We start from the raw sequence: 23784 nt of genomic DNA, 5'->3' as shown, positions 1-23784 counted from the left end.
GCGCATGCCGGCAACAAATGACTGGATTCTCACATTATTGTTGATTCGGGCGGAACTGCACATGATATTGCCCCAAAAAAGTCGCACCAACATGTGTGTGTGCGGGCACCGAGAGCAGAACAAGGATCAGATTCATGGCCACCATCGCGCTGGTCGATGACGACCGCAACATCCTGACGTCGGTCTCGATCACCCTCGAGGCCGAAGGGTTCGAGGTCGAGACGTACAATGACGGTCAGGCGGCGCTCGACGCCTTCAACAAGAAGCTGCCGGACATGGCGGTCTTCGACATCAAGATGCCCCGGATGGACGGGATGGACCTGCTGCAGCGGGTGCGGCAGAAGACCTCGATGCCGGTCATCTTCCTGACCTCGAAGGACGACGAGATCGATGAGGTTCTGGGTCTGCGCATGGGGGCGGACGACTACGTCAAGAAGCCGTTCTCCCAGCGCCTTCTGGTGGAACGCATCCGCGCCCTGTTGCGCCGCCAGGAAGTGATCGCCGGCGACGTCGTCGGCGAGGGCGAGCAGGCCCAGGTCATGGTTCGCGGCGAACTTCGCATGGACCCGCTGCGCCATTCGGTGGTGTGGAAGGGGCTGGACGTGTCGCTGACGGTGACGGAGTTCCTGCTTCTTCAGGCCCTCGCGCAGCGCCCCGGCTTCGTGAAAAGCCGCGACCAGCTGATGGATGTGGCCTATGACGATCAGGTGTATGTCGACGACCGCACGATCGACAGCCACATCAAGCGCCTGCGCAAGAAGATGCGCATGGTCGACCCCGAATTTTCTGCCATCGAAACGCTTTACGGGATCGGCTACCGGTACAACGAAGAGTAAGCGTAGCTGGCAACGGAGATCAAGGTGGAGGGCTCCGGCAGGGCGCGGCAACCCGACGTCGTTCTGGGTGAAGATTGGGTTGGCCCCCAGGGCCAGGCCGAAGCCGAACTGCGCAGCCGGCGCGAACGCCGTGGCCTGATCTCGATCAACCGCTCGCCCCTGGCGCGGAAGATCATCACCTTCAACCTTCTTGCGATCCTCGTGCTGGTCGCGGGGGTGTTGCTGCTCAACCCGTTTCGCGACAGCCTTGTCTTCCAGCGCGAACAAGGGCTTGTGAACGAGGCACAGCTGATCGCCGAGGTGTTCGAGGCCCGGCTTCCCGGCGGTGTGCCGGTCAGCCTTGCCGCCGGCGACGGTCTCGATGTCGGCGACACGCTTCTGGAACTCAGCCTGCCCTCAGCGGTCGAAGTCTTCGTCTATGCCCCGGACGGCACGCTCATGGCGACGACCGTGGGCCAGACCCGCACCTCTCCGCCGCCGATCATCGGGCTGGATCGGGACGAGCGGTCGACCGTCATCACCGATGCCCTGACGCAGCTTTGGGAAGGTCTTTCGGGCGTCCTGCATCCCGGCGGCCGCGGGTCCGAGGATCCGGGATCGGAAAGCCAGGCGCGCCGGCTCGTGCCGTCGGCGTTGGAAGGGCGGACGCAAAGCGACACCGGGACCGACCCGCAGGGCAACACGATCTTCGCGGTGGCGACGCCTATCCTTCAGGACGGCGAGGCCGTCGGCGTGATCGCGCTGACCAGCGCGGCGGGCGAGATCGACGACCTTGTTCGCGCCGAGCGTGAGCAGGTGCTGCACATGTTCGTCATCGCAATTCTCGTGTCGATCGGCCTCAGTCTTGTTCTGGCCTCGACCATCGCCAACCCGCTGTCCGATCTGGCCGCCGCGGCCGAGATCGGGCGCGAGAAGAACGCCGGCCGCGTCAGCCCGGGCCGCGTCCGCATTCCCGACCTGACGGCCCGCCCCGACGAGATCGGACGGCTGTCGGGCGCGCTGCGCGGCATGGTGGCGGCGCTTTACGACCGGATCGACGCGAACGAACAGTTCGCAGCCGACGTCGCGCACGAGATCAAGAACCCGCTTGCCTCGCTGCGGTCCGCCGTCGGGACCTTGCGCGTGGCCAAGCGCGACGACCAGCGTGACCGCCTGCTCGACGTGATCGAACATGACGTGCGCCGCCTGGATCGTTTGGTCAGCGACATCTCGAACGCCTCGCGGCTCGACAGCGAACTGGTGCGCGAAGAGGAAGAACAGTTCAACCTGGTCAAGATGATCCACAACCTGTCCGACCATCTTGGCAAGGAAGCGAAGTCGAAGGGGATCGAGTTCATCACGGACCTGCCGACCGACCCGATCGAGATCGTCGGGCTTGAATCGCGTCTGGCGCAGGTCTTCGTGAACCTGCTGACCAATGCGATTTCGTTCTGTGAGGCAGGCGACGCGATCCGCGTCTGGGCGCGCAAACGCGACAACCGTGTCCTCGTGGTGGTCGAGGACACGGGCCCGGGTATCCCCGAACAGGCATTGACCAAGATCTTCAACCGCTTCTATTCCGAGCGCCCCGCCGGACAGTTCGGCAACAACTCCGGCCTTGGTCTGGCCATCTCGAAACAGATCGTCGAGGCCCATGGCGGCGTGATCTGGGCCGAGAACATCCGGCCCACCGACGAGGACATCACCTCGGAACCGCTGGGCGCACGCTTCGTCGTGGGCCTGCCGGTCTGACCGGCCGCGCCATGTCGGACCAGGCGCATAGCCCGCTCGACAGCCCTGGAACCATCCACGGAAGCGCCGTTGCGCTGGGCCCGCGCGGGCTGCTTATCCTTGGGCCGTCGGGATCGGGCAAGTCGGGTCTTGCGCTTTCGCTCATGGCCTGCGGCGCGGTCCTGGTGGCGGACGATCGTGTCGCGCTGTCGCTTCGGGACGGCGTCCCCTGGCTTTGCGCGCCGCCGGGGATCTCCGGGATGATCGAGGCCCGGCACCTGGGCCTTCTGTCGGCCGACGCCGCCGAGGGGGCCTGGCTTGCGCTGGTCGTCGATCTGTCCACCACGGAAACCGACCGGCTTCCTCCCCGACGCGAGGTCGCGGTGCTTGGTCACGCGATCCCTCTTGTTCACAAGGTGGAGAGTGCGCATTTCGCCCCTGCGATCCTGCAGTATCTCAAGGCCGGGCGGTGCGCGTGATGACGACGACTGACAACAGCGAAAGGTCGGGGTCTCCGGCCGACGGCGCTTCGGCGCCGGGCGGTCGTGTCGTGTTCGTCACCGGCCCTTCCGGCGCCGGCCGTTCGACGGCGATCAACGTGCTCGAGGATCTTGGCTTCGAGGTGATCGACAATCTTCCGCTGTCCTTCCTGCCACGCCTTCTGTCGGGTCCTCTCGACCATCCGCTTGCGCTTGGCATCGATGTGCGAAACCGCGACTTCTCGGTCGCGGCGATGGTCGAGGCGATCGATCTTCTGACCCGCGATCCCGCGCTTCAGGCCGAGGTGCTGTACCTCGACGCCCGCCCCGAGGTGATCGTGCGCCGCTATTCCGAAACGCGCCGGCGCCATCCCGCCGCGCCCGAGGACGCGCCGTCGATCGGCGTGGACCGTGAGATCGAGATGCTGGCCTCGGTTCGCAACCGGGCCGACGTGCTGATCGACACATCCGATCTGACCCCCCATGACCTGCGCGACGAGATCACTCGATGGTACGCGCCCAAGGACGACCGCCGAATGGCGGTCTCGGTCCAGTCGTTCTCGTACAAGCGTGGCCTGCCGCGCGGCATCGACATGGTGTTCGACGTCCGCTTCCTGAGGAACCCGCACTGGGAGGCGGCGCTGCGCCCGCTTGACGGGCGCGATCCGCGCGTCGCAGCCTTCGTGGCCGAGGATCCCCGGCTTCAGCCGTTCTTCACCGCCGTGCGTGATCTGGTGCTCTCGCTGCTTCCGGCCTACCGCGACGAGGGCAAGTCGCACCTTGCGATCGGCTTCGGCTGCACGGGTGGCCAGCACCGATCCGTCGCCCTGGCCGAAATGCTTGCCGAGGCCCTTGCAGAGGCCGGATGGGGCGTGTCTATAAGGCACAGGGAGCTTGAGCGCAGGACCGGGGCATCCGCGCCGGGCGAGGCGGGGTAACGCGCGTGATCGGCATCGTGATCGTGGCACATGGCGGGCTGGCAAGAGAGTATCTTTCCGCTGTCGAACATGTGGTTGGTCATCAGCCCGGCATCCTTGCCATATCGATCGAGGCCGAGCACGATCGGGCCGCGAAGCAGACCGAAATCATGTCGGCCGTGGATCGCGTCGACACCGGCGACGGGGTGGTCGTGGTCACTGACATGTTCGGCGGCTCGCCCTCCAACCTGTCGCTTCCGGCCTGCACGCCGCCGGATCGCAAGATCATCTATGGCGCCAACCTGCCGCTTCTGATCAAGCTAGCGAAATCCCGTCACAAGCCGATGCCGGACGCGGTCGCGGGCGCCCTTGCCGCCGGGCGAAAATACATCGACAGTTACGACGGAACTGCGGGATAGGTCGGCCGTGTCGGACTGCGTGCGCAAGACGCTTACCATCATCAACGAGAAGGGGCTGCATGCCCGGGCCTCGGCGCGGCTGGTCGAGGTGGTCGAATCCTTCGATGCCACGGCCGAAGTGCGCCGCGACGGACTGTCCGCCTCGGGTGACAGCATCATGGGGCTTTTGATGTTGGCAGCCTCGAAAGGAACAACTATTGAAGTCGAAGCCCGCGGCCCCGACGCTGCGGCGTTGGCCGATGCCCTGGACGCGCTTGTCGCGGACCGCTTCGGCGAAGAGATGTGACGCCCCGGAAAACGCGGGCGCGGCGGGAGGCGAAGCCGGAAGCTGTGGTCGACAGCACTTTGGATAGGCACACGCAGAAGGCCGGCGAAGGCTACGTGCCCTATGACAAGCGGCGGCTGAGCTACGCCCATACCTTCGACAATCGCTGGCAGGCCGGCAGCATCCGCACGATGGAATGGATGACCGGCAAGCTGACGCTGCTGCGCCGCATCCGCCGGTTCGAGCGCGAGGGCGTGCCGATCGGACAGGCGTTCTGGGCGCAGGCGCTGCGCCACATGGGAATCGAGCTTCTGACGCCTGCCGAACAGATTGCCCGCATCCCGCGCGAGGGGCCTCTGGTGGTTGTGGCCAACCATCCCCACGGCCTTGTCGACGGGATGGTCCTTGCCGAACTGATCGGGCGGACGCGCACCGACTACAAGATCCTGACGCGCAACTTGCTGACAGGGGTCAGCGAGATCGCGCATTTCATGATCCCGGTGCCCTTCCAGCACGAGGCCGGCGCACTTGAGAAGAACCTCGAGATGCGCCGCCGCGCGATGGATCACCTAGGGCAGGGCGGCGTCATCGCCGTGTTTCCGTCCGGTGTGGTGGCCACTTCGAAATCGGCCTTCGGCCCCGTGATCGAAGCCGAATGGAACCCGTTCACGGCCAAGCTCATCCAACGGTCGGGCGCGCAGGTGCTGCCCATCTACTTTCCCGGCCGGAACTCGCGCGCCTACCAGATCGCCAACCAGATCTCGGCCACGCTGCGGCAGGGGCTTTTGCTGCACGAGGTCGTCCACGCGCTGAACAAGCCGCAGCGTCCGGTGATCGGTCATCCGATCGGCCGGGAGGAGATCGAGTTGTGGTCAGGCAACACGCGCGGCTTCATGGCCTGGCTGCGCGAACAGACGCTGATGCTGGGCGGCGACGCGCTTTAGCGCGTCGGAACCGGGACCTCGCCGCGATAGTCGTAGAAGCCGCGCTGGGTCTTGCGCCCCAGCCACCCGGCCTCGACGTACTTGGTCAGAAGCGGGCAGGGCCGGTATTTCGTGTCGGCAAGCCCGTCGTGCAGCACGTTCATGATCGCAAGGCAGGTGTCGAGGCCGATGAAATCGGCCAGCTCCAGCGGCCCCATCGGGTGGTTCGTGCCCAGCTTCATGGCCTGGTCGATCGACTGGACCGAGCCCACCCCTTCGTAAAGCGTGTAGACCGCCTCGTTGATCATCGGCATCAGGATGCGGTTGACGATGAATGCGGGGAAATCCTCGGCCGTGGCCGAAGTCTTGCCCAGCCGCTCGACCACGGCATGAAGCGTCTGGTAGGTGTCCTCGTCCGTGGCGATGCCGCGGATCAGCTCGACCAGCTGCATCACCGGCACGGGGTTCATGAAGTGGAAGCCCATGAACTTTTCGGGCCGATCGGTGCGGCTGGCCAGCCGCGTGATCGAGATCGACGAGGTGTTCGACGTCAGGATCGTGTGCGGCGCCAGATGGGGCACGAGATCCTCGAAGATGGCGGTCTTCACCGTTTCGCGCTCGGTCGCGGCCTCGATCACGAGGTCGCACGGACCAAGGTCCTTCAACGACGGCGTGGTGTCTATGCGGGCAAGCGCGGCGTCCTTTTCGGCGGCGTCGATCCGTCCGCGCGTCACCTGCCGGTCAAGGTTGCCGGCGATGATCTGACGGGCCTTTTCAAGGGCGTCCTGACTGATGTCCGTCATCAGCACGTCGTAGCCGGCCAGGGCGAAGACATGCGCGATTCCGTTGCCCATCTGCCCGGCGCCGATTACGCCAACTTTCGCGATGTCCATCCCGCCACTTCCCGTCCGTCTGGTCGCGCCGACCTTATGCAGCAGCCGCCCGGGGGCGCAAGCGGTAACGGTGTCGCGAATTCGCGGAAAATTGGGCTTTTAGCGGATTGGCAAGACCCTTCCGGCACACCGGGGGCGGGTCAGATCGGACAGCGTGGGTGGACATGGCATATGAAGATGGTGCCGGTGGCGGACTGGATTACTTTGCCTACCGGTTCGGGCGGTCGCGGCTTCTGTTCCGGGGTCCACGTCCGAAGATCGACGGCGGGTATGTCGCCATTCTTGGCGGGACCGAAACCTACGGAAAATACGTGGCCGCGCCGTTCCCGGCGCTGCTTGGGGAACGTCTTGGCCTGCCGGTGGTGAATTTCGGCTGCATGCATGCCGGCGTGAACGTCTTCGTCGACGACGACTCGGTGCTTGCCGCCTGTGGCGAGGCCGATCTGACCGTGATCCAGGTCATGGGCGCGGCGAACATGTCGAACCGCCTTTACACCGTCCACCCCCGCCGGAACGACCGGTTCCTCAAGGCGTCGCCCGCGCTTCGGGCGCTCTATCCTCACCTCGACTTCACCGAGTTCAACTTCACACGTCACCTGCTGGCCGCGCTGGAAGGCCATGCCCCCGACGCCTTCGCGGCCGTGCGGAACGAGTTGCGCGATGCCTGGCTCGGGCGGATGCGGATGCTGGTGCGCAAGATCGGTGGTCGCGTCGTGCTTCTGTGGATGTCGAACCGCGGACCCGGGCAGGGCGCCGACCGTGCCTTGTCCGCTGATCCGCTTTTCGTCGACCGCGCCCTGATCGAGGCCCTCCGTGCCGACGTGTCCGACATCGTCGAGGTTGTGGCCAGCGATCCCGCCCGTGCCGCCGGACTGGATGGCAAGGTCTTCGCCCCGATGGAGGCGCCGGCTGCGATGGAAGTGCCCGGGCCGCTTTTTCATCGCGAGGTCGCCGATGCGCTGGCCGTCTGCCTGGCGGCGCATCTGAAACGTGAACGGCCCGGCGATCGGGTCGCCGGGCCGCGCGTGGAACTGGCCGAAGGTGTCAGAGCTTTTCGATAAGCTCGGGGACGGCGGTGAAGAGATCGGCGACCAGGCCGTAGTCGGCGACCTGGAAGATCGGGGCCTCTTCGTCCTTGTTGATGGCGACGATCACCTTGCTGTCCTTCATCCCGGCAAGGTGCTGGATGGCACCCGAGATGCCCACGGCGATGTACAACTCGGGCGCCACGACCTTGCCGGTCTGGCCCACCTGCCAGTCGTTCGGCGCATAGCCCGAATCGACCGCGGCGCGCGACGCGCCGACCGCGGCGCCCAGCTTGTCGGCAAGCGACTCGATGATCGCGAACTGCTCTTGGCTGCCCAAGCCGCGACCGCCCGAGACGACGATCCCGGCCGAGGTCAGTTCGGGCCGATCAGAGGCGGCGACCTTGTCCTCGACCCATTCCGACAGGCCGCCGGTGGCGGAGGTACCCACCGCCTCGACCGGGGCGGGGGCCTGCGTGCCCGCCGCATCGAAGGTCGAGGTGCGCACCGTCAGGACCTTCACCGCATCTGTCGATCTAACGGTCTGGATTGCGTTGCCGGCATAGATCGGACGCTCGAAGGTCTCGGCGTCCACGATGCCGGTCACGTCCGAGATCACCATCACGTCCAGAAGCGCGGCCACCCGCGGCAGGATGTTCTTGGCGTCCGACGTCGCCGGCGCGACGATATGGCTGTATCCGCCGGCCATCGACACGATCAGCGCGGCCACGGGTTCGGCCAGCATGTGGCAGAAGCCGTGGTCGCCCGCGAACAGCACCTTCGCGACGCCCTGAACCGCCGCCGCTTCGGCCGCCGCGGCATCGCCGCCCTGGCCAGCCACCAGCACATGCACCTCGCCAAGCGGCGCCACGGCCGTCAGCGTCTTCGAAACCGCATCGGTGGCCAGTTGCCCGTTCACCACCTCGGCCAGAACAAGAACCGCCATCAGATCACCCCCGCTTCGTCTTTGAGTTTCGCGATCAGCTCGTCCACCGAACCCACCTTGACCCCGGCCTTGCGCGCCGAAGGTTCGGTGGTCTTCACCACCTGAAGCCGCGGCGTGACGTCGATGCCGTAGTCGGCCGGCGTCTTTTCGTCGAGCGGCTTCTTCTTCGCCTTCATGATGTTGGGCAGCGAGGCATAGCGCGGCTCGTTCAGCCGCAGGTCGACCGTGACGATCGCCGGCAGCGTCACCTTCACCGTCTGCAGCCCGCCGTCGACTTCGCGCGTGACCAGCGCATGATCGCCCTCCACGGCCAGTTCGCTCGCGAAGGTCGCCTGGCTCCAGCCCAGAAGGGCGGCCAGCATCTGGCCCGTGGCGTTCATGTCGTTGTCGATGGCCTGCTTGCCGCACAGGACAAGCCCGGGCTCTTCATCCTCGACCACCTTGGCAAGAAGCTTGGCCACGGCCAGCGGCTCGATGTCCTGGTGCACGTCGGACGCGGCCTCGATTAGGATCGCGCGGTCCGCGCCCATGGCAAGCGCCGTGCGCAGCGTCTCCTGCGCCTGTTTTACGCCGACCGACACGACCACGATCTCTTCGGCCTTGCCGGCTTCCTTCAGCCGGATCGCCTCTTCGACGGCGATCTCGTCGAAGGGGTTCATCGACATCTTCACATTCGCCAGGTCGACCCCGCTGCCGTCCGCCTTCACCCGGACCTTCACGTTGTAGTCGATCACCCGTTTCACAGGGACGAGAACCTTCATCGGCGTGGCTCCATCGTTGCGGCGCGCGCGCGCCGGTTCCAATCGCGTCCGGTGTTAGCCCGGCCCCGGCCCGGAAAACAGTGCAAAAACGTCATGTCCGCGCCTTGCGACGCCGCGTCTCATCCTTCCTGCAGGTCAGGCGACCGAGGTGCGGCCGATCAGTTCGACCAGAAGGCTTGCATAAAGCAGCACCGTCGCGGTCAGCACGAAGACATGCCAGATCGTGTTGTGGAAGGGCAGCCGTTGCCAAAGCAGGAAGATGACGCCCACCGAATAGAGGATGCCGCCGATCACCATCAGGACGAAGCCCGCCGTGCTGAGCCCGTCGATCAGCGGTCCGCCCCACACCGCCCCGGCCCAGCCAAGTGCAAGGTAAAGGACGATGGCCAGCGGCTTGACCCGCTCGGACCCGAATATGATGAGCGCGGCACCGGCGCCGGCGACACTCCACACGGCGGTCAGGAACAGGCCCATGTGCGCGCCGGTCAGCATCACGAAGGGCGTGTAGGTGCCCGCGATCTTCATGTAGATCGCCGACTGGTCGATCCGGCGCAGAACCGGCTTCCAGCTTTCGGTGCGGATCATGTTGTAGAAGGCCGAACACGACAGCATGGCGATCAGCGTGACCGCATAGACCGTGACGGCGGTCACGGTGCCGGCGTCGGCGCCCCAAAGGACGACCAGCGTCACCATGACCGGTGCCGCGATCAGCGCCGCCAGAACCCCGATGACATGAATGGCTGCGTCCGACAGGTATTCGGCCCGCGTATAGACCCGCGTCGCAGCTTCGGACCCGCGATCGGTCATCTTCGGCACCTCCTGTAATCGTCACGGCACGTCAGATGAAGTGCAGCACCGAATCCAGGTCCCGTCAATGTGGCGGATCGCGCGATCACTGTTTCGTTCCCGCCCGTGCTGACCGCTCAGCGGTTCGCTCCGGGCACCCAAAGCACGTCCGCGCGCCCATCGTCGTTGGCGATCCGGCCGGCGACGAAGAACCAGTCGGACAGGCGGTTGAGGTACTTCACCGCCGCCTCGTTCACCGATTCCATCGTCGCCAGTTCGACCGTCAGGCGTTCCGCGCGCCGGCTGACCGTGCGGCAGAGGTGCAGATGCGCCGCAAGGGGCGAACCGCCCGGCAGGATGAACGACCGCAGCGGTTGAAGCTTGAGGTTCATTTCGTCGATCTCGCGCTCGAGCCGGGTGACCTGCGCCTCGACCATGCGCAGCACCGGGTAGCCTGCCTCGCCGTCGCGCTCCATGTCCGGGCGGCACAGATCGGCGCCCAGATCGAAGAGGTCGTTCTGGATCATGGCCAGCCGCGCGTCGATGTCGCCGGCGGCGTGCAGACGCGCCAGGCCGACAGCGGCGTTCGTCTCGTCCACCGTGCCATAGGCGGCCACGCGCAGCGAATGCTTCGCCACCCGCGCGCCGTTGCCAAGCGCGGTTTCGCCGGCGTCGCCGGTCTTGGTGTAGATCTTGTTGAGAACGACCATCCCTAGCCTCCTGCCTGCCGGATGAGAACGAAGGCGACGATCAGCGCGACCGCGAAGGCCTGCGCGTAAAGCCGCCAGCGCATCACGCGGTTGGCGTGCTTGCGGTTGAAGTCGCCGCCCTTCGCGAAGCCGCCGATCCCGATCATCAGGATGACCGCGACCGCAAGCACCGCGGCAAGGACGACGTAGAAGAATGGATCGGTCAGCACCCTGCGGCTCCTGTTGTCAACGCGCCTTCACCTAGGCGACTTTCGGCGAAAGGCGACCCTGCACCGTCACTGCCGCGCAAGCAACCGGTCGGCCGTCCGGGTCGGCAGGATGCGCTTGAGCGCCGCGGCAAGAAAGGTGGGGGTCGTCACGAAGTAGCGCGCGCGGGGATTTCGCGTCTCGAGCGCGCGAACCAGCTTCGCGGTCACCGCAGCGGGCGGCAATTCGAACCGGTCGGGTCCATCGGGCCGGTATAGCCGCTTTTCCACACGAAACCGGTAGTCGTCGGTCCGCACCGAGGACGCGGGGTCGATCCAGCGTTCGTACTGGAGGGCCGCGTTCCTGCGAAACGCGGTGCCGATCGGGCCGGGCTCGATCAGAACGACATGGATGCCGGTTCCCCGCATCTCGAGCCGCAGCGCGTCGGTCAGACCCTCAAGCGCGAACTTGGTCGCGCAGTAGGGGCCGCGGAACTGGGCCGCCACGAAGCCAAGGACCGAACTGCAGGTCACGATCCGGCCCTGACCCTGCCGGCGCATCACCGGGATCACGCGGCGCGTCAGGTCGTGGACGCCGAAGACATTGGCGTGGAAGATCGCCTCGAGCGCTTCGCGCGGGGTGTCTTCGACAAGGGCGGGCAAGCCCCAGGCGCCGTTGTTGAACAGCGCGTCCAGCGTCCCGCCCGTGGCCTCGAGCACCTCGGTGAGCCCTTCGACGATGGACGCGGGATCGGCGTGGTCGATGCGCGGGCTCTCGAAGCCTTCCGCCCTAAGGCGGTCGCAGTCGGCCGCTTGCCGGCAGCTTGCGAAAACGCGCCAGCCGCGCGCGCGCAGCCCATGCGCGGCATCAAGGCCGATGCCCGACGAGCATCCGGTGATCAGGATCGATCGGGTCACGGTTTCCTGCCTCTTGCTTTCGCCTCTGGACCCAGACTCGCCGCCCGTTTACACCGCTTTCATGTCCGATGCCATCGACGACGAAAACGTCCCGGTCCCCGATCTGTCCGAGCCGCTTCGCCGCGCTCTGGGCGACCGCTATCTGACCTATGCGCTGTCGACGATCATGCACCGCGCCCTTCCCGATGCACGCGACGGGTTGAAGCCCGTGCACCGGCGCATTCTTTACGCGATGCGCGAGCTGCGCCTGTCGTCCACCGGGGGGTTTCGCAAGTCGGCGAAGATCTCGGGCGACGTGATGGGGAACTACCACCCCCATGGGGACGCGGCGATCTACGACGCCATGGCGCGTCTCGCGCAGGACTTCAACGTGCGCTACCCGCTGGTCGATGGCCAGGGCAACTTCGGCAATATCGACGGCGACAACCCGGCGGCCAGCCGCTACACCGAGGCCCGGATGACCGCCGCCGCCGAGGCGCTTCTTGAAGGGCTGGACGAGGACGCGGTCGACTTCCGCGACAACTACGACGGCACGCTGCGCGAGCCGGTGGTCCTGCCCGCGGCCTTCCCGAACCTTCTGGCCAACGGATCGTCCGGCATCGCCGTGGGCATGGCCACGAACATCCCGCCGCACAACATCGGCGAGCTGGTGGACGCCTGCTTGCACCTGATCAAGACGCCGGACGCACGTGACGACACGCTTCTCAACTTCATCCCCGGCCCGGATTTTCCCACCGGCGGCGTGATCGTCGAGCCCCATGCTTCAATCGCCGAGACCTATCGGACCGGCCGGGGCGGCTTCCGCTTGCGGGCGAAATGGGGGGTGGAGGATCAGGGCCGCGGCACCTGGGTCGTCATCGTCACCGAGATTCCCTATCAGGTGCAGAAGTCGAAGCTGATCGAACGCATCGCCGAGCTGATCCAGACCAAGAAGATCCCGATCCTTGCCGATGTGCGCGACGAATCCGCCGACGACATCCGCATCGTGCTGGAACCCCGGTCGCGGAACGTCGACCCCGAGGTGCTGATGGGCCTTCTGTTCCGCAACTCGGACCTCGAGACGCGGTTCCCGATGAACCTGAACGTGCTGATCGACGGGCTGACGCCCAAGGTCTGTTCCCTCAAGGAGGTTCTGCGCGCCTTCCTCGACCACCGGCGCGAGGTCCTGATCCGGCGTAGCCGGCACCGGATGGACAAGATCGACCACCGGCTTGAGGTGCTTGAAGGCTTCATCTTGGCCTTCCTCAACCTTGACCGGGTGATCGACATCATCCGCTACGACAACGATCCCAAGGCCGCGCTCATGGCCGAGGATTGGGCCGACCCGAAGCCGCGCGCCAGTTCCGAGGCTGACTACGTCTCGCCGTTGGCGCCGGCCGGGGCGGACCCCGAAGTGGGCCTGTCGGACCTTCAGGCCGAGGCGATCCTCAACATGCGGCTTCGCAGCCTGCGCCGCCTCGAAGAGCTTGAACTGCTGCGCGAGCGCGACGCCCTGATGGAGGAACGCGCGGGCCTCGAGGACCTGCTTGAACAGGATGGCCTGCAATGGACCCGTATCGCCGAACAGCTGCGCGAGGTGAAAAAGCAGTTCGGCAAAGACCATGCGCGCGGGCAGCGCCTGACCCAGTTCGCCGAGGCCGCCGAGGTCGCGGACGTGCCGATCGAGGCGATGATCGAGCGCGAACCGATCACCGTCGTCTGTTCTCGCATGGGGTGGATCCGGGCGATGAAGGGGCATCTCGACCTTGGGCAGGACCTGAAGTTCAAGGACGGCGACGGTCCCCGCTTCGCCTTCCACGGCGAGACGACCGACAAGCTTGTGCTTTTCGGCACGAACGGTCGGTTCTACACGCTTGCCGCCGCCAATTTGCCGGGCGGTCGCGGCATGGGCGAACCGGTGCGCCTGATGATCGATCTGCCGAACGAGGCCGAGATCGTGGCCTTCTTCATTCACCGCCCCGGTAGGAAGCTGCTGGTCGCCTCGACCGCCGGCGACGGCTTCCTTGTGGCCGAGGACGAGGTGATCGCCCAGACCCGCGCCGGCAAGCAGGTGCTGAACGTGAAGGACCCGGCCCGCGCCGCCGTCTGCCGCCCGGTTTCCGGCGACCACGTCGCGGTGGTGGGCGACAACCGCAAGGTGGTGGTCTTCCCGATCGACGAGTTGCCCGAGATGACGCGGGGCAAGGGCGTGCGACTTCAGAAGTACAAGGACGGTGGGCTGTCGGACGCCACGACTTTCACCCTGGCCGAGGGACTGAGCTGGCTTGATCCCGCCGGCCGCACCCGCACAGAAACCGACCTTGCCAACTGGATCGGCAAGCGCGCCGGGTCCGGGCGCATGGCCCCGCGCGGCTTCCCCCGCGACAACCGCTTCACCTAGGCGGCGATCAAGGCGATTCCCTTGCCACCCGATTTGGGGCAGGGTTCGGTGAACTGCCGCCCTTGACCCGCGCGGCGGGTGAGGCCGCATGGACAACATCGTTCTTCTTGTCTTCTGTTTCGCGGCCGGGATTGCCCTGCGCCGTCTCGGGCGGTTTCCGGCCAATGCCTCGTCGGTGCTCAACTCGTTCATCATCAATATCGGCCTGCCCGCCATGGCACTGGCCTATCTGAACGGTCTGACGCTCTCGCCCGAGCTCCTTTTTGCGGCCGCTGCGCCCTGGGTGCTGTTCCTTGTCGGCATCGCGATCCTCTGGCCTCTGTGCCGCGTCATGCAATTCCCGCGGCAGACGACGGGCTGCGTCATCCTTGTGGGCGGGCTTGCCAATACCTCGTTCATCGGAATCCCGATGATCGAAGCGTTCTACGGCCCCGAATGGATGAGCGTGGGCGTGGTGATGGACCAGCTTGGATCCTACATCGTGCTGACATTCCTCGGCATTACCGTCGCGCGCCTTTTCGCCGAGGGTCCGCGACCGGCGCCGCGCGACATCGCCCGGACGATCCTGTCCTTTCCGCCCTTCATCGCCACCGTCGTGGCGCTTGCCCTGATGAACACGACCTATCCCGACTGGCTGGACGGCATGCTCGAGCGGCTGGCCGTTACCGTGGCGCCGCTGGCGCTGGTGTCGGTGGGCTTCCAGTTGCGGCTGACCGATATCGGCGGAAAGCTTCGGCCGCTGATCCTTGGCCTTGCCTACAAGCTGATCCTAGGGCCGCTGATCGTTCTGGGGCTTCTGGTCTGGGCCCTTGGCGGATCGGGCATCGTCGCGCAGATCACCGTTTTCGAAGTCGCCATGGCGCCGATGATCGGTGCTTCGATCGTCGCGATGGAGAACGACCTCGATCCGCAACTCGCCACCCTGCTGGTCGGGCTTGGCGTGCCGATCTCGTTCGTTACACTGACGGCGTGGAGTTACGCGCTTGCAGGGATATGAAGGCGCCATGACCGACCGATCCGCGCTTCTGGCCCGTCTTGAAGCCGCCGTCGCCGATCGTGCGGGCGCCGGAGACGCCCTGTCCCTGATGCATTGGGACCATGCCGCCTGGGAGGCGCTTCTTGCCCGGGCCGACATTGTGACGCTTGGGAACGGCGACGTCCTGATCCAGCGGAACGCCGGCGGAAACGACCTTTACTTCGTGGCCGAGGGCGCGCTTGAGGTTTCGGTCCCGCAGGCGCGCAGCATCTCGATCGTGCCGGGTTTCCGGGTCGAAGCCGGATCGATCGTGGGCGAGGTCGCGTTCTTCGACGAACGGCAACGCTCGGCCAGCGTCTGGTCAAGCGGGCCATCGACCCTGTTCCGCGTCTCGCACGACGCCTTCGAGGCCTTTCGCCGCGATCATCCCGCCCGGTCCTGCGACCTTGTCTATGCCATCGCCCGCATCCTTGCCGGGCGCCTGCGTCGCGCGCAGGGCGCGGACGTGACTCAGCCCGGTCAGCGCGGCCTCGGCCTGTTCTGAGCGCGCCGGCCCATGCTTGATCCCTTGGTCACCACTTTCGCCGGTCAGCGCGGGGCCCTGTTCTGGCTTGGGCTCAGGACCGGGGTTCTGACGATGCTGACGCTTGGCCTCTACCGGTTCTGGATGAAGACGCGGCTCAGGCGGTACTTCTGGTCATCGGTCCGGCCGGGGGGGCTGCCGCTCGAGTACGTCGGACAGGGCGGCGAGAAGCTTCTGGGCTTCCTGATCGCTGTCGTGATCCTTGCCTTCTATGTCGGCATCGTGAACCTGTTTCTGGTCTTCGCAAGCCTGTCGCTTTTCGAGGGGGGCGGCGCGGGCTACCTGCTGTCGTTCCTTGGCGTCATCCCGCTGTGGTTCTATGCCCAGTACCGCGCGCGCCGATACGTGCTGGCCCGCACCCGCTGGCGCGGCATCCGCTTCGGGCTTGAACCCGGTGCCTGGGGCTATGCCTGGCGCGCCATGGGGCACTGGCTGATCACGGTCCTGAGCCTTGGCCTTCTTTGGCCGCGCATGACCTTCTGGCTCGAGAAGTACCGCACCGACCGGACCTGGTACGGCGACCTCAGGTTCGAGCAGGGCGGGCACTGGACCATGCTTTTCCCGGCGGCGCGACCGCTTCTGTTCAGCGTGATCGCGAGCCTTCTTGCGGTTGCGGCGGCGTGGCTGGGATCGCCCGGCTGGCTTTTCCTGTTGATCGCCACCGTGCCACTGTTCCTCTACGGCCTTCTGCACTACCGCGTGCGCAGTCTCGAAATCCTGACGAACCTCAAGCGCGCGGGGGGCGTAACGCTGACCGCCCGACCGCGGGTCGGGCAGGTCCTTGGCATCCATGTCGCGGGCAACCTGATCATCGGGGTGCTGCTGGGTGGCGCGCTCGGCCTTTTCGCGGCGGCCGGGACCGCCATCGTCGCAGCCGTCGCGGGGCCCGCGACCTTCGACCCGGGGGTCGACGACCTCGATATCCCGATTGCCCTGGGCATTGGCCTTCTCTTTGGGGCCTATCTTGGTCTGTTCCTGCTTTGGCAGGTGTTCCGTCAGGTCTTCATCACCCTGCCGCTTTGGGCGCATTACGCTCAGACCCTGACGATCCAGGGCGCGCACGCCCTTGCCGCGGTAAAGCAGCGCGGACGTGACGACCACGTCGAGGCCGAGGGCTTTGCCGAGGCGCTTGATCTGGGGGCGGCGATATGACGGGGGTCTTCGCCGACTTCGTCGATGGCCGGACCGCCCGGGTCCAGCGGGCCGAAGTCTCGCTGTCGGGAGAGTGGCTGGCAATCGCGCTGCCCGAGGCGCCGCCCCGGCAGTGGCGCCTCGATGACCTTTTCAGCCCGAACGATCAGGCCGGCGACAGGGGCCTTGTCGTCAGTTCAACGGATGAGCCGCTTGCCCGGCTTTACCTGGCCGACGCCGACATGGTCCGCGTCCTGCGCAGTCAGGCGCCGCACCTGACGCGGCGCTCGCCGGCGCGGGCCGGGGCCGGGGGAACTGGCCGGATCTTCGCCTGGGGGGCCGCCGCCGTCGCCTCGGTGGCGTTGATCCTGTTTGTCATGCTCCCCGTGCTGGCCAACCAACTGGCCACGCTCTTGCCGGCGCGGGGGGAAAAGGCGCTGGGCGATGCGACGCTTGCGCAGGTGCGGTCGGCGCTTGCCGAAGGCGCGGTCGACGGGCTGAGGGTCTGTGATGCCCCCGAAGGCGTCGCCGCGCTGGAACGGATGCGCGCACGGATCGTCGGCGACCGGACGCTGCCCTATGACCTGACACTCACCGTGCTTGACCACGAACTGGTCAACGCCTTCGCCCTACCCGGGGGGCACATCGTCTTCTTCCGCGGACTGATCGACGCTGCCGGCGATCCCGACGAGGTCGCCGCAGTCTTCGCGCACGAGCTTGGCCACGTGGTGTCGCGCGATCCGGTCCGGATCGCTCTGCGGTCGGCCGGGTCGATCGGTGTTCTCGGCCTGCTCTTCGGTGATTTCGCCGGTGGCGCCGTGGTCCTGTTCCTGACCGAGCGCCTGATCCAGGCCAGCTACACTCGCGAGGCCGAGGCCGCCGCCGACGCCTTCGCGCTTGCCGCGATGGCCGAGGCGGGGATCAGGCCCGATGCGCTGGCGACCTTCTTCGAAGCGCTGCAGAAGGACGTGGGGGCGGTGCCGGGGATCCTTCGCCATTTCCTGTCGCACCCCGACCTCGGCGACCGGATCGTCGCCTCGCGCAATGCCGGCGCGACATCGGGCCGGGCATTCACGCCTGCGCTCGACGCCGCCGACTGGGCGGCTCTGGGGCGGATTTGTGAATAGCGGCGCGCTTGCGGCACCGGCGGTGCTGCGCTAAGCGCGGGTGAACGGGCAGGGCGCCCACGGTATCTGGAGGGGCTGAATGGCAGACGCACGGATCGTCATCGCGGGGCTGGCGCTTGTGCTTGGCCTTTCCGCCTGCGCCCCTGCCCAGATGAGTTCCGAGCCGCTGGGCGATTTCCGCCTTGGCCACAACATCGTCATTGCCGACAACATCCAGGCGGGCCCCTTCACCCGCGAGCTTGTCGAGGAAGAGATCGAGGTCGCGATGCAGACCGCAATCCAGCAGCGCCTGGGGCGGTTCGACGGCGACGGCCTGTATCACATCGGGGTCTATGTCGGGGCGGGGGTGCTTGCCCTGCCGGGGGTGCCGCTGGTCTATACCCCGCAGTCGAACATGGTGATCGAGGTCAACGTCTTCGACAACGCGACGCGCCAGCGCCTGAACGCGGAACCGCACCGCATGGTGATCGGCGAGGGGTTCGACAAGACGGTGCCGGTCCTTGGCTCGGGGCTGACGCGCGCGCGCGACGAACAGCTTGCCAACATCTCGGCCAACGCCGCCCGACAGATCGAGGACTGGCTGCGCGAGAACGAGACCTGGTTCACTCCGAAGCCCGGTCAGGTCCGCGTGCCCTTCGGCGACGAAGAGCGCACGGCCACCGAAGACGCCGCGCGCAGCGCCGCCGAGACGCTTCGCGCGGGCGAGTGACCCGTCCGCACCGCTGCCCATCTGCCGCTTGATTTTCCCCCGGCGTGCCGCTAAGGGGCGGCCCGATATCGACCCACCACAACGCGCAAAGGGCTGACAGAGGCGATGGCAAAGGCAAAATTCGAACGTACGAAGCCGCATGTGAACGTTGGCACGATTGGTCACGTTGACCACGGCAAGACGACGCTGACGGCGGCGATCACGAAGTACTTCGGGGAGTTCAAGGCGTACGACCAGATCGACGCGGCGCCCGAGGAGAAGGCGCGTGGGATCACGATCTCGACGGCGCACGTTGAGTACGAGACGCCGAACCGGCACTACGCGCACGTCGACTGCCCGGGCCACGCGGACTACGTGAAGAACATGATCACGGGCGCGGCGCAGATGGACGGCGCGATCCTTGTGGTGAACGCGGCCGACGGCCCGATGCCGCAGACGCGCGAGCATATTCTTCTGGGCCGCCAGGTGGGCATCCCGTTCATGGTGGTGTACCTCAACAAGGTCGACCAGGTGGACGACGAGGAGCTTCTGGAGCTTGTCGAGATGGAAGTGCGCGAGCTTCTGACGAGCTACGAGTATCCCGGCGACGACATTCCGATCATCAAGGGCTCGGCGCTTGCCGCGCTGGAGGGTCGTGACGAGGAGATCGGCGAGAAGTCGATCCGCGCGCTGATGGAGGCCGTGGACAGCTACATCCCGACGCCGGCGCGTCCGATCGACCAGCCGTTCCTGATGCCGATCGAGGACGTGTTCTCGATCTCGGGCCGGGGCACGGTTGTGACGGGCCGGATCGAGCGCGGCGTTGTGAACGTGGGCGACGAAGTCGAGATCGTCGGGATCCGGACGACGCAGAAGTCGACGGTGACGGGCGTCGAGATGTTCCGCAAGCTGCTGGATCGCGGCGAGGCGGGCGACAATATCGGCGCGCTTCTGCGCGGCATCGACAAGGACGCGGTGGAGCGCGGCCAGGTGCTGTGCAAGCCGGGTTCGGTGAAGCCGCACACGAAGTTCGAGGCCGAGGCCTACATCCTGACGAAGGAAGAGGGCGGGCGGCACACGCCGTTCTTCGCGAACTACCGTCCGCAGTTCTACTTCCGCACGACGGACGTGACCGGGACGGTGAAGCTTCCCGAGGGCACCGAGATGGTGATGCCGGGCGACAACCTGAAGTTCGAGGTCGAGCTGATCGCGCCGATCGCCATGGAGGAGAAGCTCCGCTTCGCCATCCGTGAAGGCGGCCGCACCGTCGGCGCCGGCGTCGTCTCGAAGATCCTCGAGTAAGCTTCGCGCCAGTCAGACGAACCGAAGGCCTGCACGGGATTCCCCTGCGGGCCTTCTCTTTTGGGCCCCGATCGGGTAGGCACACCCCGATCAATGGAGGGCGAGATGAACCAGACCGCGCACTGAACGAACCGACATTCCGGCTTTTCAGCGAGGTCCGCCCATGCCCCCGAGTTTTCCCGCGCCCGACACGCGCAACCCCGTGAGACTGCCCGATGGCAGTGCGCACGAAGGCACGGTGTTTCTGTCCGCCGTCATCGACCACCCGCGGTTCGAGGCGGGCGCTTACAGCTATGCCAGCGCCCATCATCCGCCCGCCGACTGGGCCGCGCATCTTGCGCCCTATCTTTACGCTTTCAGTCCCGAGCGGCTGGTGATCGGGAAGTTCTGCCAGATTGCGGACGGCGTGCAGTTCATCACGGCGTCCGCCAACCACCGCCACGATGGCTTCACAAGCTATCCGTTCTTCATCTTCGGAGGCGACGCGGCGTCGATGCCCGGCCCTGGCCCCGACACGGTGATCGGCAACGATGTCTGGATCGGGCAGGGCGCCCGCATCCTGCCCGGCAGCGTGATCGGCGACGGGGTCATCGTTGGCGCGGGCGCCGTGGTCGGCGGCACGGTCCCGCCCTATGCGATCGTCGCGGGCAACCCCGCCCGCGTCCTGCGCATGCGCTTTCCGCCGGATGTCGTGGCGCGACTGATGGCGCTGGCCTGGTGGGACTGGCCGCTTGGGAACATCCTTGACGCCCAGCCGGCGCTGTGCGCGGGCGATATCGCCGGGGTCGAGCGCTGTGCGCCAGGCTAGGCGATGCGCCCCGCGATCCGGTCGGCTTCCTCGGTGACGGCATCAAGCGCTTGGTCGAGCTTTTGCCGAAGCGCCTCAAGCTCGGCCTCGTCCATCTTGCGCGGCACCTCTTCCTCGAACCGGCGGATGACAAGCGCGCCGCGGGTGAACGGGACCGGCACCATCATCCTGTCCCAACTGGGCAGGTGGATGCAGCGCTTTCCGGCGTAGGCGACGACATAGATCGGCGCCTGCGCCGAGCGGGCCCAGAGCAGCGGATGCGTCTTCGATACCCGTGCCGGGCCGCGGGTGCCGTCGGTCGCCATGCCCACCGAATAGCCGCGCTTCATCCGGCCCAGCACCGCGCGCGAGACGGTGACGTTCGTCGCCGTGGGGTGCATTGCCTCGACCTCGAATCCCAGCTTCTCGAGGATCCGGCCCGCCAGCATTCCCGCGCGCGCCGTCGTGTTCAGCGAGCAGATCCGCGCGGTGTCCTGGTCGAAGAGATAGGGCGCCATCAGAAGCCGCTGGTGCCACAGGCACATGACCGCGGGCTGGCCTGTCTTGAGGAATTCCGTGAGTTCCTCGAAACCGCGGCGGTCCCAGATCGAGGTGCGATGGCAGAACGCCACATACCGTGCAAGCACGGCCGCAAGCGCGTTGTTCAGTGTTTCGCTGTCCGCGATGCGTTTGCGCAGACTGCGTTTCCCGGTGGTCGACATGCGCCGGAGTTAGCAGGAATGCAGCGCTTTGCACCAGCGTGAAATCCGCCTTGATTTCCCCCCGCATTCCACCTAATCCAGCCCACGGCCGCAGGGGTATAGCTCAGTTGGTAGAGCATCGGTCTCCAAAACCGAGGGTCGGGGGTTCGAGTCCCTCTGCCCCTGCCAGGTCAGATCACGTTCGGCGCGGGACCCGGGCGGGACGACCCGCCCCTGAAAGACCCCGGCGATGCCAGCCCTGACCGACAACATGCGCGGCGCGCTTCTCATGGTGGGAAGCATGACGGCCTTCACGTTCAACGATGCCTGCATGAAGGCGCTGTCGGACGAACTGCCGCTGATGCAGGCGCTGTTTCTGAGGGGCATGGCGACCTCGGCGCTGATCTATCTGTTCCTGCAGCTGACCGGGCGGTTCGACCTCAACATCCCGCGCCGCGACTGGGGGATCATCGGCCTGCGCACGCTGGGCGAAATCGCGGCCGCCTATTTCTTCCTGACGGCGCTGTTCAACATGCCCTTCGCCAACGTCTCGGCCATCCTGCAGGCGCTGCCGCTGACCATCACGCTGGCTGGCGCCCTGTTTCTGGGCGAGGCCGTGGGCTGGCGGCGCCTCGTGGCGATTCTGATCGGATTCGGCGGGGTCATGCTGATCGTCCGGCCCGGCGGCGAGGGGTTCAACGTGTATTCGCTCTACGTCGTGGCCGCGGTTTTCGCGGTGGCGCTGCGCGACCTGTGCACGCGGCGACTGTCGCCTTCGGTGCCGTCGATGTCGGTTGCGCTGATCACGGCCCTGGCCGTGGGCCTTGCCGCCGGCCTCGCGTCGGTGTTCGAGGGCTGGGCGCCCGTCTCGGGCCGTGCCGCGATGCAGCTTGCCGGGTCGGCCATCTTCGTGATGGGCGGCTATCTTCTTTCGATCATGGTCATGCGAACCGGCGAGATCGGGTTCGTCGCCCCCTTCCGATACACCAGCCTCGTGGTCGCGCTGATCCTTGGCTATGCGATCTTCGACGAGTGGCCCGACAACCTGACGTTGCTGGGCGCCGGAATCGTGGTGGCGACCGGGCTTTTCACGCTTTACCGTGAGCATCGGCTGACCCGCGCCCGGCTGCGCCACACCCGCGCGGAAGAGGCCGCGACGGGCTGACGCCGGCGACCTCCGGCCAACCCGAAGGTGACTGCCGGCTGCTGTTGACACTCCTTGCGACTCTATCTATACGGCGCGCACTCGGGCTCCTGGCTTCAGGCCGGAACCTGTCACAGAACCGAAGTGGTCACGATCCGGGCCCATGGCCCCGATCCTCTGGATGCCCACCGCGTCGATCCCGCGAGCAAGGGATCGAATGCGGTTTTTGCGTTTTGCGGACGCGCAGGACGCTGACGACGAAACCGGGGTGCGCGCGCCCCATGAATTGAAGTGTTGCAACACGGGGAACGAGACCCAATGCCCACGATCCAACAGCTCATCCGCAAGCCGCGGGAGCCGAAAGTGAAACGCTCGAAGTCCCAGCACCTCGAGAGCTGCCCGCAGAAGCGTGGCGTCTGCACGCGCGTCTACACCACGACGCCGAAGAAGCCGAACTCGGCCATGCGGAAAGTCGCCAAGGTGCGCCTGACGAACGGCTACGAGGTCATCAGCTACATCCCCGGTGAAAGCCACAACCTTCAGGAGCACTCGGTGGTCCTGATCCGCGGCGGCCGCGTGAAGGACCTTCCCGGCGTTCGCTACCACATTCTGCGCGGGGTGCTCGACACCCAGGGCGTCAAAGACCGCAAGCAGCGCCGTTCGAAATACGGCGCGAAGCGTCCGAAGTAAGAGGAAGCCGAAATGTCCCGCCGTCACGCTGCCGAGAAGCGCGAAGTCCTGCCCGACGCCAAGTATGGTGACGTGGTCCTGACGAAGTTCATGAACAACCTGATGGTCGACGGCAAGAAGTCCGTCGCCGAGACGATCGTCTACAACGCCTTCGATCGGGTGGAGTCGCGCCTCAAGCGTGCGCCCGTCGAGGTGTTCCACGAGGCTCTCGACAACATCAAGCCTGCGGTCGAGGTTCGCTCTCGCCGGGTTGGCGGCGCCACCTACCAGGTGCCGGTCGAGGTGCGCCCGGAACGCCGCGAGGCACTGGCCATCCGCTGGCTCATCGCAGCGTCGCGCAACCGCAACGAGAACACCATGGAAGAGCGCCTTGCGGGCGAGCTTCTTGATGCCGTGAACGGCCGCGGCACCGCCGTGAAGAAGCGCGAAGACACCCACAAGATGGCCGACGCCAACAAGGCGTTCAGCCACTACCGCTGGTAACCCAAAATCTCAGCCTGAG

General features: G+C 66.3%; 27 protein-coding genes and 1 tRNA gene. 20 read left to right on the top strand and 8 right to left on the bottom strand.

Going from position 1 to position 23784, the window contains the following annotated elements; genetic code table 11:
* Positions 1–134 precede the first annotated feature (134 nt).
* Genes ACRDNQ_RS17620 through ACRDNQ_RS17590 form a run of 7 tightly spaced genes read left to right on the top strand, consistent with a single transcriptional unit; the run spans position 135 to position 5570 of the window.
* Positions 135–836, top strand: coding sequence for a response regulator transcription factor (locus tag ACRDNQ_RS17620; RefSeq protein WP_431830021.1), 702 nt, complete (start codon positions 135–137; stop codon positions 834–836).
* Positions 837–854: 18 nt separating this feature from the next.
* On the top strand, positions 855–2567 hold the full coding sequence (locus ACRDNQ_RS17615; protein WP_431830199.1) for a sensor N-terminal transmembrane domain-containing protein: 1713 nt from the start codon (positions 855–857) through the stop codon (positions 2565–2567).
* Between the two features lie 11 nt (positions 2568–2578).
* Positions 2579–3025: an HPr kinase/phosphorylase gene (locus ACRDNQ_RS17610; RefSeq protein WP_431830020.1), complete on the top strand. Its 447-nt coding sequence runs from the start codon at positions 2579–2581 to the stop codon at positions 3023–3025.
* The gene (gene rapZ, locus ACRDNQ_RS17605; protein WP_431830019.1) at positions 3025–3963 is read left to right on the top strand and encodes an RNase adapter RapZ; all 939 of its coding nucleotides are present in this window, start codon (positions 3025–3027) and stop codon (positions 3961–3963) included. The genes ACRDNQ_RS17610 and rapZ overlap by 1 nt, the downstream gene beginning before the upstream one ends.
* Positions 3964–3968: 5 nt before the next feature.
* On the top strand, positions 3969–4361 hold the full coding sequence (locus ACRDNQ_RS17600; RefSeq protein WP_431830018.1) for a PTS sugar transporter subunit IIA: 393 nt from the start codon (positions 3969–3971) through the stop codon (positions 4359–4361).
* 19 nt (positions 4362–4380) lie between these two features.
* Positions 4381–4647: an HPr family phosphocarrier protein gene (locus ACRDNQ_RS17595; protein WP_431830017.1), complete on the top strand. Its 267-nt coding sequence runs from the start codon at positions 4381–4383 to the stop codon at positions 4645–4647.
* A gap of 59 nt (positions 4648–4706) precedes the next feature.
* Positions 4707–5570, top strand: coding sequence for a lysophospholipid acyltransferase family protein (locus ACRDNQ_RS17590; protein WP_431830016.1), 864 nt, complete (start codon positions 4707–4709; stop codon positions 5568–5570).
* Here ACRDNQ_RS17590 and ACRDNQ_RS17585 read toward each other — a convergent pair.
* On the bottom strand, positions 5567–6442 hold the full coding sequence (locus ACRDNQ_RS17585; protein WP_431830015.1) for a 3-hydroxybutyryl-CoA dehydrogenase: 876 nt from the start codon (positions 6440–6442) through the stop codon (positions 5567–5569). The genes ACRDNQ_RS17590 and ACRDNQ_RS17585 overlap by 4 nt on opposite strands.
* Before the next feature lie 164 nt (positions 6443–6606).
* On the opposite strand from ACRDNQ_RS17585, the gene ACRDNQ_RS17580 reads away from it, so the two are divergent.
* The gene (locus ACRDNQ_RS17580) at positions 6607–7503 is read left to right on the top strand and encodes a DUF6473 family protein (protein ID WP_431830014.1); all 897 of its coding nucleotides are present in this window, start codon (positions 6607–6609) and stop codon (positions 7501–7503) included.
* Here the strand turns inward: ACRDNQ_RS17580 and ACRDNQ_RS17575 are convergent.
* The 6 genes from ACRDNQ_RS17575 to ACRDNQ_RS17550 form a co-directional block, all read right to left on the bottom strand.
* A complete protein-coding gene (locus ACRDNQ_RS17575; RefSeq protein ID WP_431830013.1) occupies positions 7487–8413 on the bottom strand; it encodes an electron transfer flavoprotein subunit alpha/FixB family protein in 927 nt (308 codons plus the stop codon). The two genes, ACRDNQ_RS17580 and ACRDNQ_RS17575, sit on opposite strands and share 17 nt — an antisense overlap.
* Positions 8413–9174, bottom strand: a complete 762-nt coding sequence (locus tag ACRDNQ_RS17570) for an electron transfer flavoprotein subunit beta/FixA family protein (protein WP_431830012.1) — start codon at positions 9172–9174, stop codon at positions 8413–8415. The genes ACRDNQ_RS17575 and ACRDNQ_RS17570 overlap by 1 nt, the downstream gene beginning before the upstream one ends.
* A 135-nt stretch (positions 9175–9309) precedes the next feature.
* The gene (gene trhA / locus ACRDNQ_RS17565; RefSeq protein WP_431830011.1) at positions 9310–9981 is read right to left on the bottom strand and encodes a PAQR family membrane homeostasis protein TrhA; all 672 of its coding nucleotides are present in this window, start codon (positions 9979–9981) and stop codon (positions 9310–9312) included.
* Positions 9982–10097: 116 nt separating this feature from the next.
* Positions 10098–10670, bottom strand: coding sequence for a cob(I)yrinic acid a,c-diamide adenosyltransferase (locus ACRDNQ_RS17560; RefSeq protein WP_431830010.1), 573 nt, complete (start codon positions 10668–10670; stop codon positions 10098–10100).
* Between the two features lie 2 nt (positions 10671–10672).
* The gene (locus tag ACRDNQ_RS17555; RefSeq protein ID WP_431830009.1) at positions 10673–10879 is read right to left on the bottom strand and encodes a twin transmembrane helix small protein; all 207 of its coding nucleotides are present in this window, start codon (positions 10877–10879) and stop codon (positions 10673–10675) included.
* 66 nt (positions 10880–10945) lie between these two features.
* Entirely contained in the window at positions 10946–11773 is an 828-nt protein-coding gene (locus tag ACRDNQ_RS17550) for an SDR family NAD(P)-dependent oxidoreductase (protein ID WP_431830008.1), read from the bottom strand.
* Between the two features lie 61 nt (positions 11774–11834).
* Between ACRDNQ_RS17550 and ACRDNQ_RS17545 the strand changes: the two genes are divergently transcribed.
* The 8 genes from ACRDNQ_RS17545 (at position 11835) to ACRDNQ_RS17510 (ending at position 20768) form a co-directional block, all read left to right on the top strand.
* A complete protein-coding gene (locus tag ACRDNQ_RS17545) occupies positions 11835–14153 on the top strand; it encodes a DNA topoisomerase IV subunit A (protein ID WP_431830007.1) in 2319 nt (772 codons plus the stop codon).
* A gap of 88 nt (positions 14154–14241) precedes the next feature.
* Entirely contained in the window at positions 14242–15150 is a 909-nt protein-coding gene (locus ACRDNQ_RS17540) for an AEC family transporter (RefSeq protein WP_431830006.1), read from the top strand.
* Positions 15151–15157: 7 nt separating this feature from the next.
* On the top strand, positions 15158–15673 hold the full coding sequence (locus tag ACRDNQ_RS17535) for a Crp/Fnr family transcriptional regulator (RefSeq protein ID WP_431830005.1): 516 nt from the start codon (positions 15158–15160) through the stop codon (positions 15671–15673).
* 12 nt (positions 15674–15685) lie between these two features.
* Complete coding sequence (locus tag ACRDNQ_RS17530) at positions 15686–16864, top strand: DUF898 family protein (RefSeq protein ID WP_431830004.1); 1179 nt, start codon at positions 15686–15688, stop codon at positions 16862–16864.
* A complete protein-coding gene (locus ACRDNQ_RS17525; RefSeq protein ID WP_431830003.1) occupies positions 16861–17970 on the top strand; it encodes a M48 family metallopeptidase in 1110 nt (369 codons plus the stop codon). The genes ACRDNQ_RS17530 and ACRDNQ_RS17525 overlap by 4 nt, the downstream gene beginning before the upstream one ends.
* A 79-nt stretch (positions 17971–18049) precedes the next feature.
* Positions 18050–18679 (top strand): hypothetical protein, encoded by a 630-nt coding sequence (locus ACRDNQ_RS17520; RefSeq protein WP_431830002.1) that lies wholly within the window; start codon positions 18050–18052, stop codon positions 18677–18679.
* Between the two features lie 105 nt (positions 18680–18784).
* A complete protein-coding gene (gene tuf / locus ACRDNQ_RS17515; RefSeq protein WP_431829995.1) occupies positions 18785–19960 on the top strand; it encodes an elongation factor Tu in 1176 nt (391 codons plus the stop codon).
* A 163-nt stretch (positions 19961–20123) separates the two neighbouring features.
* Positions 20124–20768 (top strand): CatB-related O-acetyltransferase, encoded by a 645-nt coding sequence (locus ACRDNQ_RS17510; RefSeq protein ID WP_431830001.1) that lies wholly within the window; start codon positions 20124–20126, stop codon positions 20766–20768.
* Here ACRDNQ_RS17510 and ACRDNQ_RS17505 read toward each other — a convergent pair.
* Positions 20765–21469 carry a lysophospholipid acyltransferase family protein gene (locus ACRDNQ_RS17505; protein WP_431830000.1) on the bottom strand — a complete coding sequence of 235 codons (705 nt, stop codon included), beginning with the start codon at positions 21467–21469 and terminating at the stop codon, positions 20765–20767. The genes ACRDNQ_RS17510 and ACRDNQ_RS17505 overlap by 4 nt on opposite strands.
* A 92-nt stretch (positions 21470–21561) precedes the next feature.
* Here ACRDNQ_RS17505 and ACRDNQ_RS17500 point away from each other — a divergent pair.
* The 4 genes from ACRDNQ_RS17500 (at position 21562) to rpsG (ending at position 23765) form a co-directional block, all read left to right on the top strand.
* Positions 21562–21637: transfer RNA gene (locus tag ACRDNQ_RS17500), tRNA-Trp, on the top strand.
* 61 nt (positions 21638–21698) lie between these two features.
* Positions 21699–22613 (top strand): DMT family transporter, encoded by a 915-nt coding sequence (locus ACRDNQ_RS17495; RefSeq protein ID WP_431829999.1) that lies wholly within the window; start codon positions 21699–21701, stop codon positions 22611–22613.
* 297 nt (positions 22614–22910) lie between these two features.
* Positions 22911–23282 carry a 30S ribosomal protein S12 gene (gene rpsL, locus ACRDNQ_RS17490; RefSeq protein WP_431829998.1) on the top strand — a complete coding sequence of 124 codons (372 nt, stop codon included), beginning with the start codon at positions 22911–22913 and terminating at the stop codon, positions 23280–23282.
* A 12-nt stretch (positions 23283–23294) separates the two neighbouring features.
* A complete protein-coding gene (rpsG, locus tag ACRDNQ_RS17485; RefSeq protein WP_431829997.1) occupies positions 23295–23765 on the top strand; it encodes a 30S ribosomal protein S7 in 471 nt (156 codons plus the stop codon).
* Positions 23766–23784: the final 19 nt, after the last annotated feature.

It is taken from the genome of Saliniferula longa (assembly GCF_050789285.1).
In the GTDB taxonomy this organism is placed as follows: domain Bacteria; phylum Pseudomonadota; class Alphaproteobacteria; order Rhodobacterales; family Rhodobacteraceae; genus CAVPWP01.
The sequence above is the reverse complement of the archived record's forward strand: the minus strand, read 5'-3'. Positions and strand labels throughout refer to the sequence as shown.

Bases quoted from the DNA above. Each gene is read 5' to 3' on its own strand.
- ACRDNQ_RS17620 (WP_431830021.1), top strand. From the start codon at position 135: ATGGCCACCATCGCGCTGGTCGATGACGACCGCAACATCCTGACGTCG.
- ACRDNQ_RS17610 (WP_431830020.1), top strand. From the start codon at position 2,579: ATGTCGGACCAGGCGCATAGCCCGCTCGACAGCCCTGGAACCATCCAC.
- rapZ (WP_431830019.1), top strand. From the start codon at position 3,025: ATGACGACGACTGACAACAGCGAAAGGTCGGGGTCTCCGGCCGACGGC.
- ACRDNQ_RS17585 (WP_431830015.1), bottom strand. From the start codon at position 6,442: ATGGACATCGCGAAAGTTGGCGTAATCGGCGCCGGGCAGATGGGCAAC.
- ACRDNQ_RS17580 (WP_431830014.1), top strand. From the start codon at position 6,607: ATGGCATATGAAGATGGTGCCGGTGGCGGACTGGATTACTTTGCCTAC.
- ACRDNQ_RS17575 (WP_431830013.1), bottom strand. From the start codon at position 8,413: ATGGCGGTTCTTGTTCTGGCCGAGGTGGTGAACGGGCAACTGGCCACC.
- ACRDNQ_RS17570 (WP_431830012.1), bottom strand. From the start codon at position 9,174: ATGAAGGTTCTCGTCCCTGTGAAACGGGTGATCGACTACAACGTGAAG.
- trhA (WP_431830011.1), bottom strand. From the start codon at position 9,981: ATGACCGATCGCGGGTCCGAAGCTGCGACGCGGGTCTATACGCGGGCC.
- ACRDNQ_RS17560 (WP_431830010.1), bottom strand. From the start codon at position 10,670: ATGGTCGTTCTCAACAAGATCTACACCAAGACCGGCGACGCCGGCGAA.
- ACRDNQ_RS17545 (WP_431830007.1), top strand. From the start codon at position 11,835: ATGTCCGATGCCATCGACGACGAAAACGTCCCGGTCCCCGATCTGTCC.
- ACRDNQ_RS17540 (WP_431830006.1), top strand. From the start codon at position 14,242: ATGGACAACATCGTTCTTCTTGTCTTCTGTTTCGCGGCCGGGATTGCC.
- ACRDNQ_RS17535 (WP_431830005.1), top strand. From the start codon at position 15,158: ATGACCGACCGATCCGCGCTTCTGGCCCGTCTTGAAGCCGCCGTCGCC.
- ACRDNQ_RS17530 (WP_431830004.1), top strand. From the start codon at position 15,686: ATGCTTGATCCCTTGGTCACCACTTTCGCCGGTCAGCGCGGGGCCCTG.
- ACRDNQ_RS17525 (WP_431830003.1), top strand. From the start codon at position 16,861: ATGACGGGGGTCTTCGCCGACTTCGTCGATGGCCGGACCGCCCGGGTC.
- ACRDNQ_RS17520 (WP_431830002.1), top strand. From the start codon at position 18,050: ATGGCAGACGCACGGATCGTCATCGCGGGGCTGGCGCTTGTGCTTGGC.
- tuf (WP_431829995.1), top strand. From the start codon at position 18,785: ATGGCAAAGGCAAAATTCGAACGTACGAAGCCGCATGTGAACGTTGGC.
- ACRDNQ_RS17510 (WP_431830001.1), top strand. From the start codon at position 20,124: ATGCCCCCGAGTTTTCCCGCGCCCGACACGCGCAACCCCGTGAGACTG.
- ACRDNQ_RS17505 (WP_431830000.1), bottom strand. From the start codon at position 21,469: ATGTCGACCACCGGGAAACGCAGTCTGCGCAAACGCATCGCGGACAGC.
- ACRDNQ_RS17495 (WP_431829999.1), top strand. From the start codon at position 21,699: ATGCCAGCCCTGACCGACAACATGCGCGGCGCGCTTCTCATGGTGGGA.
- rpsL (WP_431829998.1), top strand. From the start codon at position 22,911: ATGCCCACGATCCAACAGCTCATCCGCAAGCCGCGGGAGCCGAAAGTG.
- rpsG (WP_431829997.1), top strand. From the start codon at position 23,295: ATGTCCCGCCGTCACGCTGCCGAGAAGCGCGAAGTCCTGCCCGACGCC.